14 protein-coding genes are annotated in these 9,947 nt (G+C 64.6%); 6 read left to right on the top strand and 8 right to left on the bottom strand.

Annotated elements, in window-relative coordinates; translation table 11 throughout:
- Positions 1-59: 59 nt before the first annotated feature.
- Positions 60-374, top strand: coding sequence for a hypothetical protein (locus VGV37_RS13835; RefSeq protein ID WP_326880277.1), 315 nt, complete (start codon positions 60-62; stop codon positions 372-374).
- Positions 375-427: 53 nt separating this feature from the next.
- Here VGV37_RS13835 and VGV37_RS13830 read toward each other — a convergent pair whose 3' ends face one another.
- The 4 genes from VGV37_RS13830 to VGV37_RS13815 all read right to left on the bottom strand — a co-directional run bounded on the left by VGV37_RS13830 (position 428) and on the right by VGV37_RS13815 (position 2,251).
- Entirely contained in the window at positions 428-991 is a 564-nt protein-coding gene (locus VGV37_RS13830; protein WP_326880276.1) for a sigma-70 family RNA polymerase sigma factor, read from the bottom strand.
- A 148-nt stretch (positions 992-1,139) separates the two neighbouring features.
- Positions 1,140-1,472 (bottom strand): DUF2934 domain-containing protein, encoded by a 333-nt coding sequence (locus tag VGV37_RS13825; RefSeq protein WP_326880275.1) that lies wholly within the window; start codon positions 1,470-1,472, stop codon positions 1,140-1,142.
- Positions 1,473-1,592: 120 nt separating this feature from the next.
- Positions 1,593-1,994, bottom strand: a complete 402-nt coding sequence (locus VGV37_RS13820; RefSeq protein ID WP_326880274.1) for a PRC-barrel domain-containing protein — start codon at positions 1,992-1,994, stop codon at positions 1,593-1,595.
- Between the two features lie 65 nt (positions 1,995-2,059).
- Complete coding sequence (locus VGV37_RS13815) at positions 2,060-2,251, bottom strand: hypothetical protein (protein WP_326880273.1); 192 nt, start codon at positions 2,249-2,251, stop codon at positions 2,060-2,062.
- A 395-nt stretch (positions 2,252-2,646) separates the two neighbouring features.
- Here VGV37_RS13815 and VGV37_RS13810 point away from each other — a divergent pair, with 395 nt between their 5' ends.
- The 3 genes from VGV37_RS13810 to VGV37_RS13800 all read left to right on the top strand — a co-directional run bounded on the left by VGV37_RS13810 (position 2,647) and on the right by VGV37_RS13800 (position 5,406).
- Positions 2,647-4,242: an alpha-glucosidase gene (locus VGV37_RS13810; protein WP_326880272.1), complete on the top strand. Its 1,596-nt coding sequence runs from the start codon at positions 2,647-2,649 to the stop codon at positions 4,240-4,242.
- A gap of 108 nt (positions 4,243-4,350) precedes the next feature.
- The gene (locus VGV37_RS13805) at positions 4,351-4,722 is read left to right on the top strand and encodes a response regulator (protein WP_326880271.1); all 372 of its coding nucleotides are present in this window, start codon (positions 4,351-4,353) and stop codon (positions 4,720-4,722) included.
- Positions 4,723-4,737: 15 nt separating this feature from the next.
- Entirely contained in the window at positions 4,738-5,406 is a 669-nt protein-coding gene (locus tag VGV37_RS13800; RefSeq protein WP_326880270.1) for a response regulator, read from the top strand.
- Positions 5,407-5,459: 53 nt separating this feature from the next.
- Here VGV37_RS13800 and VGV37_RS13795 read toward each other — a convergent pair whose 3' ends face one another.
- The 3 genes from VGV37_RS13795 to VGV37_RS13785 all read right to left on the bottom strand — a co-directional run bounded on the left by VGV37_RS13795 (position 5,460) and on the right by VGV37_RS13785 (position 8,015).
- Positions 5,460-5,882 (bottom strand): PRC-barrel domain-containing protein, encoded by a 423-nt coding sequence (locus VGV37_RS13795; protein ID WP_326880269.1) that lies wholly within the window; start codon positions 5,880-5,882, stop codon positions 5,460-5,462.
- A 79-nt stretch (positions 5,883-5,961) separates the two neighbouring features.
- The gene (locus VGV37_RS13790; protein ID WP_326880268.1) at positions 5,962-6,162 is read right to left on the bottom strand and encodes a hypothetical protein; all 201 of its coding nucleotides are present in this window, start codon (positions 6,160-6,162) and stop codon (positions 5,962-5,964) included.
- 68 nt (positions 6,163-6,230) lie between these two features.
- Positions 6,231-8,015 carry a glycoside hydrolase family 15 protein gene (locus VGV37_RS13785; RefSeq protein ID WP_326880267.1) on the bottom strand — a complete coding sequence of 595 codons (1,785 nt, stop codon included), beginning with the start codon at positions 8,013-8,015 and terminating at the stop codon, positions 6,231-6,233.
- A 177-nt stretch (positions 8,016-8,192) separates the two neighbouring features.
- On the opposite strand from VGV37_RS13785, the gene VGV37_RS13780 reads away from it, so the two are divergent.
- Together VGV37_RS13780 and VGV37_RS13775 are read left to right on the top strand one after the other, a co-directional pair.
- Positions 8,193-8,564 (top strand): ferritin, encoded by a 372-nt coding sequence (locus VGV37_RS13780; RefSeq protein WP_326880266.1) that lies wholly within the window; start codon positions 8,193-8,195, stop codon positions 8,562-8,564.
- Positions 8,565-8,566: 2 nt separating this feature from the next.
- Entirely contained in the window at positions 8,567-9,424 is an 858-nt protein-coding gene (locus VGV37_RS13775) for a family 1 encapsulin nanocompartment shell protein (RefSeq protein ID WP_326880265.1), read from the top strand.
- Between the two features lie 9 nt (positions 9,425-9,433).
- Here the strand turns inward: VGV37_RS13775 and VGV37_RS13770 are convergent, their stop codons facing one another.
- A complete protein-coding gene (locus tag VGV37_RS13770; RefSeq protein WP_326880264.1) occupies positions 9,434-9,754 on the bottom strand; it encodes a hypothetical protein in 321 nt (106 codons plus the stop codon).
- Positions 9,755-9,947: the final 193 nt, after the last annotated feature.

Genomic DNA, 9,947 nt, shown 5'->3' with positions numbered 1-9,947 from the left:
TCTCACAAGCAGCGGCTCGATCGGAAAGCGATCGAGCAGACCAGCGAACGGAGGATATCATGCGATGGACCACCGGCATTCTGGCGCTCTGGCTTGCCGCTTCCGGCGCGGCCTACGCGCAGACGCGGATAACGCCCCAACCGGATCCCAACAGCGCGCCGCCCGATAAATTCGGCGCACCGATCGATCCGCATCCGAAATCGACCGATGGCTCGGCAGCGCCACTCAGCGAAGAGCTGTCGCGGTCCCAGGGCGTCGTGCATCCAACCGGGTCCGTCGATCCCGGCATGAGCCAGACACCGCCGGACCCGGGGCCGAGGAGCATGCCGGTCATCAAGCCGCCGGCAAAGGACGACGGCATCGCTCCGAAGTGACGCGGACATGAAAACCCCCGGTCGAGCGATCGACCGGGGGTTTATTTACGTCGCTATTCTCCAGCGCGGCGAGGTCGATTCTCGTCGAGCTTCAAGGCGAGCCCAGCCCACTTCTCCGGCATCTCGACACCGTGCAACTGGGCCTCCAGTTCGGCCCGCGCCCGGGAAACGCGGCTCTTCATCGTGCCGACCGGGCAATGGGCGATCTCGGCCGCCTCTTCGTACGAGAAGCCGCTGGCGCCGACCAGCACCAGGGCCTCGCGCTGGGTCGGCGGCAACTTGCGGAACGCCGCGTTGAAGTCGCGGATCTCGACGCTGATCTCCTGGCCGCCGTCGACGGCGGCCAGGTCGCCCTGGTGCTCCATGCTGACTTCGGACTTCCGGCTGCTCCGACGCATTTCGTTGAAGAAGCGGTTGCGCAGGATGATGATCAACCAACCTTTGAGGTTGGTTCCCGGCCGGAACTGATGGCGATTGGCCAGCGCCCTGACGATCGTATCCTGCACCAGATCTTCCGCGAGAGCATGGTTGCGCGCGATCAAATGTGCAAAAGCGCGCAGATGTGGCAGATTTTCCACCAGATCTGCTTTGAATTCATCCTCGTAGGCCACATTCATCCCCAGTCCTGATCGGATGCGAGCCGGCGATATTCCCGATCATCAACTGATAAAAGGGCGCTCGACTGAATGTGTCTGGTATCTAAGGACAAACATCACTTGTGAATTCAAAGTTCCGACCGAAACGGAAATGAGATATTCTGGTGCGTCAGGAACCTTTTACGGCCGGGTCCTCGCCATGGCTGTGGCTCTTGCCGACGAGTTCCGCCTCCCGCAGCTTCTGCGCCTCGGGGCCATCCAGGTCCGCTTTTGCCTTCTGCGCCTGGCTTTCGACCGGCCCGGTCTCGGCGAACTGCTTTGCCTTGCGGTTATAGGCCCGCGTGGCCGTACGGTTGCCCTCGCCCTCGTTCGCCTGGGTCGGCTGGTCGATCTCCCGTTCCGCCTGGACCCAATGATCGAGGTCGCGGCCCGCGGGCTGACCTTCCTGTTCCCACAGGCGATAGGCCTTGTCCTTGATCTGCTTCGCGCGTTCGTCAGACATCGCAATCTCCTTTTTAGACTTAGGGACAAGCATCGGAGCCTCCGGACGGTTCCGCGAAAATTGCGGAACCGTCCGAACTTTTCGACCAACATGTCGTCATGTCGCACCCATCGGTGCCGGTCAGATGATCTCGCGCCGCAGGGTGGCTTCCGCGGTCAAGCCGTAGTAGGACCGAAGCCCGGTATCGAATTCGACCGCGCCCATGTCGGGCCAATTGTCGGAATCAAAACCGGGCGCCTGACGGAGCACCTCTTTGTCGATGCCGATGACATAGGCATCGACGCCCTCTTCATAACTCAGCAGCTCCCACGGCAACGCGAACAGCTTGCTGCCCAGGCCGAGGAAGCCGCCGAATTCCAGGACGGCGTAGCGCACCGAGCCATCATACTTGTCGAGCACCACATCGCGAATGGTGCCCAGATCCTCGTTGGCTCGATTGGTGACAGCGGTTCCCTGGACCTTCGCGGCGCGGATGACCCGGGCGTGGGAACCCGGCGTCCGGGTTTCGATGATCGGCTGCATGAGAATTCCTTTCTGCGTCCCGTGCCGGCGACGGCATGGACAGCGTTACGAAGCGAGGTCGCCTGTCAGGCGCCGGATCGATCGGTATCGTGCGGCCGGGCTTTCTCGGTCGGATCGGTGTGATCGGGCCCTTGGCTCGCGGCAGGCGCCCGACGGTGGTCGGCATGGTCGTCCGGCGTATGGCCGCTCGGTGCGCCCCGATCCGGCCGGGTACCGTGTGCTTGGCCGAGGTCGGGTTTCTGAGTGGCATGGGACATGGCGCATCTCCTTCCCCGACTCAACCGATGGACCCTGCCGCCGGTTCCGCTGGAGGCAAGGGCACCCCGAACGGATGGGCCATGCGGAATAAACTGCTCGGGAGGATCGTTTTCGAAGCAGATGGCATCGGCAAATCCTGACGAGCGTCATCTGTCGAGTCGCGAAGAGACAGTTGCGGAATATCGGCCGATCGTGGATGTCCCGGGGTCCGCAGCGCCGTCGAATTTCTCCCGTACACCTGGATTTTCCCCAAAATGCGGTCAGAAAATCACGACATGAGATTTAGATCATCGCGCCGCATGTCGGATTTATGTCATCAGAGCATTTAGCAACTGACCGTTAACCGGGCAGGCGCACGCTACGATCGTCTATTCATTGTGCAGTCGAGTCTCGAATGCCTCATGATTCAAGCCCCGCTTGGTGGCAGGGCGCCGCGATCTACCAGATCTACCCCTTGAGCTTTGCCGACTCGAACGGCGATGGCTGGGGCGATCTTCCGGGCGTGATCCAGCATCTGGATCATGTCGCGTCCCTCGGGGTCGACGCGATCTGGCTTTCACCCTTCTGCCGTTCGCCCATGCGCGACTTCGGCTATGACGTCGCCGATCACACCGCGGTCGATCCGCTGTTCGGCACGATCGAAGATGCCGACGCGGTCATCGCCCGGGCGCATGGCTTGGGTCTCAAGGTCATTCTGGACCAGGTCTGGAGCCACACCTCGGACCAGCATGCCTGGTTCAAGGAAAGCGCCTCGTCGCGCACCAGCGACAAGGCCGACTGGTACATCTGGGCCGATGCCCAGCCCGACGGCACGCCGCCCAACAATTGGCTGTCGGTCTTCGGCGGCAGCGCCTGGAGCTGGGAACCCCGGCGCCGGCAATATTATCTGCACCATTTCCTGTCGAGCCAGCCGAAGCTGAACCTGCGCCATCCGGCTGCCCTGGACGCGATCCTCGCGACCGGCCGCTTCTGGCTCGACCGCGGGGTCGACGGCTTCCGTCTCGACGCGATCGATTTCATGGCCCACGACCCCATGCTGCGCGCCAATCCACCCCTGCCGCCGGCCGATGGCGTGACGCCGACGAAGCCGTTCGCCCTGCAGCGGCACGACAACGACATGCTGCACGCCGACGCGTTGGCCATCATGGGACGGATCCGCGCGCTGACCGACGAGTATCCGGGCACGGTCACGCTCGGCGAAGTTTCCAGCCAGCCGGGCGCGTTCGACCGTATCGCCGAGTACACGCGGCCCGGGCGCCTGCATCTGGCCTATACGCTGCGTCTGCTGCGCAGCGGCGTGTCGGCCGAGATCCTGGAAGCGACGCTGGCGGAAGCCGCGACCGCGATCGGGAGCCAGGGCCTGTGCTGGGCCTTCGGCAACCACGACGTCGTGCGGCTCGCGAGCCGCTGGGCAGGCTCCGATCCTGCGGCCGAGCGGGCATTCATGACCCTGCTCGGTTGCCTGCCGGGACCGATCTGCCTCTATCAGGGCGACGAACTGGGCCTGCCCGAGGCGCAACTGACCCACGAGCAGCTGCGCGATCCGTTCGGTATCGCATTCTGGCCCGAATTCCGCGGGCGCGATGGCGGCCGGACACCGATGCCGTGGCAGGCGGATGCTCCTTCCGCCGGCTTCACCATCGGTACGCCCTGGCTACCGGTGCCGGCGGAGCATCTCGCCCGCGCGGTCGATCGCCAGGAACGGGATAGCGAGAGCTCGCTCGCCCACTGGCGGCGATTCCTGAAGGCCCGCAAGGCGATGCCGGCGCTCGTCCGAGGCTCGATCGAAGACATTCGCCGCAGCGGCGAGGTCCTGAGTTTCGTCCGGCGGCTGGGTGCCGAAACCGTGCAATGCGTCTTCAACCTGTCGGCCGAGCCGGCCCGCTTCGAGATTTCCGACGCCAGCGGCGAAGAGAGTGATGTTTTAATGCCGCCCTGGGGTACAATGGTGCTGGACGACGGTCGCGCAATTCGCTCGATCGCAGCCTGACGGCGCTTCTTCGGCAAATTTTCTCGTCGAAAAGTGTGGAACTTCCGTCGCCGCTCGAGGAGGAACGTTTCCTCGCGGCGGTCCGTTTGCCCTGGAAACTGCGGATTGATGATGGACGCCCGACCGATCGACGCCCCGGAAATCCTCATCATCGAGGATGAACCGCTCATCGCGATGTATATCGAAGACGCTCTTGCGAGGTCCGGATATCGCACTGCCGGCCCTTTCGAGACCGTCGAGAGCGCCGTCGAGGCGGCCTATCGGTTCAATGGGGCGGGCGCGCTCGTCGATCTCATGCTGGATGGCGTCGATGCCAGTGTGGTCACGGGCATTCTCGCCAAGCGGAACATTCCGTTCGTCATCATGACCGGCCGGGAGGAGACGGTGTCCCTGTCGGTCGGCGTCGGCGCGCCGGTCCTGAAGAAGCCCTTCTTGGCGGGCGATCTTCTGGAAAAGGTACGGGCGGTCTGCGCGAAGTAGGACGGAAGGCAGCCTATGAGCAACCATCCCCCGGCGCCACCGGCACCCGCTTCGCGGATCGACGCGCCCACCGCCGGCCTTGCCCATGATTTCAACAACCTGCTGCTCGCCATGACGGCGTGTCTGGAACTGATCGAGGGCCGTTCGAGCGAGGCGAAGATCGTCAGCATCGCCCGCCATGGTCTCGATACGATCGACCGCGGTGCCCAACTGGTCGAGCGGCTGCTGGCATTGGGCCGAAGCGGGTCGACCGATCGGCCCGCCCCGCCGCCGCCAGTGGAACGCGTCGCAGTACAAGCGCCCTCCAGGCCGCAATCGACGGTACTGGTGGTCGACGACGATGCCGACGTGCGCCTCGTCCTGGTCGAACTGCTGCAATCCCTCGGCTACCGCCCCGTCGAGGCCTCGAATGGGCCCGACGGCATCGCGGCGTCGGAACGGGATCCGCTGCCCGACCTCGCGATCATCGACTATGCACTGCCGGGCCTCAACGGTGGCGAGGTCGCGACCGAGTTGCGCGCGCGCCGCCCAGAACTTCCGATCGTCATCGCCACCGGCCATAGCGACGTCCAGGCGCTGGATCCCCGCTGGCGCCATCTGCCGATGCTGCACAAGCCGTTCCGCATCGCCGATCTCGCGCAGACGATCGCCTCTGCCCTCGAAAGCGACCATCCGCCCAAATGAAAAGAGCGCCGGCGGTTGCCCGCCGACGCTCCTCGTCGCTCGAAGAAGTCCGCTTACTGCTTCGGCGCGCTGGTTGCGTGACCGCCGGTCGCCGGGACGGGTCCCTCGCCACTGCCGGTCATCTTGTCTTCCAGCTTGTATTGCGGCATCGCCGCCAACTGATCCTTGGTCTGATCCAGGGTCAGCCGGTTGTTGTTCAGTTTGAGGCTCGCGAACGGCACGGCCACATACTTGCCGCCGATGCCGGCCGTCGAGCCGTAGCTCAACACCACGTCGGCGACCTTGCCGTCCTTGTCGAGGATCAGATCTTTAACGCTGGCGACATCTTGATTCTGCCGATCATAGACGGACGAGCCGATGATCTTGTTGGCACGCACTTGATTGGCCTGGATCATAGTGTCGGCGGCGAAGGCGCTCGAGCCTGCCGAAACAGCCATCACTACAGCAAGTCCAGTCGCCGCGATGATCTTATTCATTATGGTCTCCATAACCTATCTAATCGCTCCACTGAGCGAACGGTTTACAACCGTCGTGTTCGAAACCGGTTCCGCGACGTCAGGATGATTTGTTTCGTTCTTTATCATCCTCGTGACTGGCGACATGGTCGGCGAGGTGCTCTTCATCGGCCACGACCGATCGGTGGGGTGCGCCGGGCGAGATCGGATCGCTGGCCGGAAAACTGTCGGCCAAGGCATCGTCCAAAGCCTCTTCCTTGGGCGCTGCAGGCTTGCTGGTCTGGGGCTGCGGAATGGCCATGTTGCGTCTCCTCGTGTGAATGGGACTGCCCTCTCAACACGCGTCGCGCGGTGCGGTTGCCCCGTCGCTTAGATCCTGCTCAGTTCGAATGCGGCCCCGACGAGCGCCACATGGGTGAAAGCCTGGGGGAAATTGCCGACCAGCCGTTTAGCGGCCGGGTCATATTCCTCGGAGATCAGGCCAACGTCGTTGCGCAGCGCCAACAGCCGCTCGAACAGCGCCTTCGCTTCGTCACGGCGGCCCTGCTGGAGATAGGCCCCGACCAGCCAGAAACTGCACGGCAGGAACACGCCCTCGCCCGGCGGCAGGCCGTCGACCGCGGTTTCGGTCCGATAGCGCAGCACGAAACCATCGACCAGCAGGTTCCGCTCGATCGCGGCGATCGTCCCTTGGACGCGAGGATCGTCGGCCGGCAGGAAACCGACCGTGGAAACCAGCAATAGGCTGGCATCGAGCTCCGGGCTGCCGAAACTCTGCGTGAAACTTTGCTGGCCCGCATCGAATCCTTCGCGACAGACCGTCTCGTGGATCTGATCGCGCAAGACGCGCCAATGCTCCAGCGGCGCGTCCAGACCATAGGTCTCGGCATCCTTGATGACCCGATCCATTGCGACCCAGGCCATGATCTTGGAAAAGGTGAACTGGCGCCGGCCGCCGCGCACTTCCCAAATGCCTTCGTCGGGTTGCTGCCAGATCGTCTCCAGATGCCCGATCATCGTCCGCTGCAGGTCCCAGGCGGATGGCGGCGCCGCCAGGCCGTTTTCGCGGGAGCGATGCAAGGCGCCCATCACCTCGCCATAGACGTCGAGCTGAACCTGCCCTGCGGCCGCATTGCCGACCCGGACGGGCGCTGCTCCCTGATACCCCGGCAACCAGCTGACCTGCCATTCCAACAGCTGCCGCTCGCCGGCGATGCCGTACATGATCTGCAGCTGATCCGGGGCGCCAGCGATGCTGCGATGCAGCCAGTCACGCCAGGCCTGCGCTTCCTCGAAATAGCCGCCACGCATCAGGGCCATCAGGGTCAGGGTCGCGTCGCGCAGCCAGCAGAACCGGTAATCCCAGTTGCGCGGGCCGCCCAACTGCTCCGGCAACGACGTCGTCGGTGCCGCGACGATGCCGCCGGTCACCTCGAAAGTGAGCGCCTTCAAAGTCAGCAGCGATCGCTGGATCGCGTCCCGCCACGGGCCATCCTGGGTGCATCGCCCGCTCCAATCCCGCCAGGATCGTTCGGTCGATACCAAGGCCGCCTGCGCATCGACGGGATCGGGCGGCGGCAGGTGCGAGGGCGAGTAGGTCATGACGAAAGGCACGGTCTCGCCGGCGCCGACGACGAATTCCGCGACGGTCGCCATCCCCTCGCCCTTGAGCTCGACCGGTGTCCGCAAGGTGACGCCGTTCGGTCCGGCAATGATGCTGAGGCCCGACTTGTCGTTCAGCTGGGTGACCCAGGGCACGGAGATGCCGTAGTCGAAGCGGATACTGAGATCCATCTGCATCGCAACCCGGCCGCGCCGGCCTTCGACCAGACGGACCAAAGATGAATTCGCGCCGCCCTTCGGCATGAAATCGATCAGCGCGACTTCGCCGTCTGCCGTTTCGAACAGGGTTTCCAGTACCATCGTGCCGTCGCGATAGCGGCGCCGCACCGCGACCTCGGCCGCCCGCGGCGCGATGCGCCACCGGCCATTCTCGCTCGTGCCGAGCAGGGCGGCAAAGCAGGCGCTGCTGTCGAACCGGGGCCAGCACAGCCAGTCGATCGCGCCGTTGCGCCCGACGAGGGCCGCAGTCGTGCAATCGCCGATCAGCGCATAGTCCTCGATCGGTAGCGGCAGATCAGCGGGATTGGTCAAGGCGAACTCCTGCATTTTGTCCACCGAGAACAGCGGCTTGCCGGCAGACGTTCCGTCGGGCTTCGGCACAGTTCCCCGGCACGAGCCAGGGAACGAAACGCCAGCGGGGCTTGTTGCCCCTACGGGCCGTCCTGCCGACCGATCCACGGACGGCGCAACGATGAAGAGAAAATCCCCATGGCCAGCGAAGCCCTACATGTTCCCGAGGCGCGTTTGTCCAAGACCGCGCGTCTGCTGCACTACGCCGTGTCCTCCCTGATGGAGGAACTGGAGGCGGTCGATTGGTATCGCCAGCGTGCCGACGATACCGAGGATGACGAATTGAAGCAGGTGTTGCTGCACAACATGCGCGAGGAGATGGAGCATGCCTGCATGCTCATCGAATGGATGCGCCGCAACAACCGCGACTTCGCCGGCCATATCGACACCTATCTCTATTCCGAAGGTCCCCTGCTCGAGGTCGAGAAGAAGGCCGAGGGCGGCGGTGGCAGCGGTCCCTCGCCCAAGCGCGGCGGCTTCACCGTCGGCAAGTTGCAGCGGGAGGATTGACCATGACCTCATCCGATCGCCTGCCCTCGCCCTTGCCGCCCGAAATCTGGGATGCGCTCGATGCGGCGGCCGTCGAGGCGGCCCGTGCGCGCCTGACCGTCCGGCGCTTTCTCGATATCGAGGGGCCGTTCGGCCTGGGCCTGACCGCCATCGAGGTCGGCGACGACTCTCCCTTGCCCGATCCCGATCCTGATGCCGCCGATCTGGCGCTCGGCCATGCCGTGGGCGTGCCGATCATCCGCCGCAGCTTCGCGCTCAGCACCCGCCGGGTCGCGGCCTATCTGGAAAACAATCAGCCGCTCGACCTGTCTCCGGTCGAGGACGCGGCCGAAGCCGTCGCCGATCGGGAGGAGGACCTGATCTATCACGGCCAGCCGGCCTTCAACCTGGCCGGTCTGCTGACCCATCCGGAGCGGCAGAGACTGGCGGGCGGCGACTGGCAGGATCTGTCGCGCGCGCTCGACGACGTGCTCGCGGCGGCGACCAAGCTCGATGATGCCGGCTTTCGCGGCCCTTACGCGCTGGCGCTCGCCCCACCGCTCTACAACGGATTGTTCCGCCTGTATCCCGGATCGGACGTGCAGCAGCTCGACCATCTGAAAAGCCTGTGCACCAGTGGCATCTACAAGGCGCCGATCGAGGGCGGCGCGCTGATCGATCCACGGGTGGGGGTGCTGATCGTCGGGCAGGATCTGCGGACGGGGTACGCCAGCCAGGATGGCATCCATTATCGGCTGTTCATGACCGAGACGCTGGTGCTGCGGATCGACGATCCCGCCGCGGTCTGCACCATCTCCGCGACCGGCGATTTCCTGAAGCGCGGCGATCTGCTGAAGAAGCCCGAATCCGTCCGGAAGTAGCGCCCCGGCTTAGGGAGGCGTCGTCGGGCCGGTCGTCGGGTTCATGGGCACGCCCGGCAGGCGCGGCGCGCCGGCCGGCGGCATGACGGCCCCCGTATTCGATGTGTCGCCCGACTGATTGACGCCGCTGCCATCCACGGTCGGCAGCGGCGTGTTCGCCGGTTCGAGGCGGATGCCCGGAACGGAGGTCACCGGCGTATCGGTTCCGCTGGGCGCAACGGCGCCAGTGGTATGCGGCGCCGTCACGGCCGGCGCGCCTGCCGTTTGCGCCAGTGCGTACCCCGGACTAGCCAGGAGCAGCGCGAGCGCCGCAAGCGACGATTTCCTCATGATGACACTCCTTTGTACACCAACCGGCGGTACTCAGATCCAGCTAGCAAGAACCCCGCAATTCAACGATCGGTTCCCCCGATCGAGCGGCCGCACTTTCGCGAAAAAAATTTACTCGAAATCGGCTTTTGCAGCGCAACCAAGATCGCCGTCGCGTGTTTTGAAAGCGGTCCCCGCAACCGGAAGGCGCTTT

Origin of the sequence: Aliidongia sp. (assembly GCF_035943795.1) — a bacterium.
In the GTDB taxonomy this organism is placed as follows: Bacteria; Pseudomonadota; Alphaproteobacteria; order ATCC43930; family CGMCC-115725; genus Aliidongia.
The sequence above is the reverse complement of the archived record's forward strand: the minus strand, read 5'-3'. Positions and strand labels throughout refer to the sequence as shown.

Excerpts from the sequence above, each read along its gene's own strand:
- VGV37_RS13835 (WP_326880277.1), top strand. The coding sequence starts at position 60 with ATGCGATGGACCACCGGCATTCTGGCGCTCTGGCTTGCCGCTTCCGGC.
- VGV37_RS13830 (WP_326880276.1), bottom strand. The coding sequence starts at position 991 with ATGAATGTGGCCTACGAGGATGAATTCAAAGCAGATCTGGTGGAAAAT.
- VGV37_RS13825 (WP_326880275.1), bottom strand. The coding sequence starts at position 1,472 with ATGTCTGACGAACGCGCGAAGCAGATCAAGGACAAGGCCTATCGCCTG.
- VGV37_RS13820 (WP_326880274.1), bottom strand. The coding sequence starts at position 1,994 with ATGCAGCCGATCATCGAAACCCGGACGCCGGGTTCCCACGCCCGGGTC.
- VGV37_RS13815 (WP_326880273.1), bottom strand. The coding sequence starts at position 2,251 with ATGTCCCATGCCACTCAGAAACCCGACCTCGGCCAAGCACACGGTACC.
- VGV37_RS13810 (WP_326880272.1), top strand. The coding sequence starts at position 2,647 with ATGCCTCATGATTCAAGCCCCGCTTGGTGGCAGGGCGCCGCGATCTAC.
- VGV37_RS13805 (WP_326880271.1), top strand. The coding sequence starts at position 4,351 with ATGATGGACGCCCGACCGATCGACGCCCCGGAAATCCTCATCATCGAG.
- VGV37_RS13800 (WP_326880270.1), top strand. The coding sequence starts at position 4,738 with ATGAGCAACCATCCCCCGGCGCCACCGGCACCCGCTTCGCGGATCGAC.
- VGV37_RS13795 (WP_326880269.1), bottom strand. The coding sequence starts at position 5,882 with ATGAATAAGATCATCGCGGCGACTGGACTTGCTGTAGTGATGGCTGTT.
- VGV37_RS13790 (WP_326880268.1), bottom strand. The coding sequence starts at position 6,162 with ATGGCCATTCCGCAGCCCCAGACCAGCAAGCCTGCAGCGCCCAAGGAA.
- VGV37_RS13780 (WP_326880266.1), top strand. The coding sequence starts at position 8,193 with ATGGCCAGCGAAGCCCTACATGTTCCCGAGGCGCGTTTGTCCAAGACC.
- VGV37_RS13775 (WP_326880265.1), top strand. The coding sequence starts at position 8,567 with ATGACCTCATCCGATCGCCTGCCCTCGCCCTTGCCGCCCGAAATCTGG.
- VGV37_RS13770 (WP_326880264.1), bottom strand. The coding sequence starts at position 9,754 with ATGAGGAAATCGTCGCTTGCGGCGCTCGCGCTGCTCCTGGCTAGTCCG.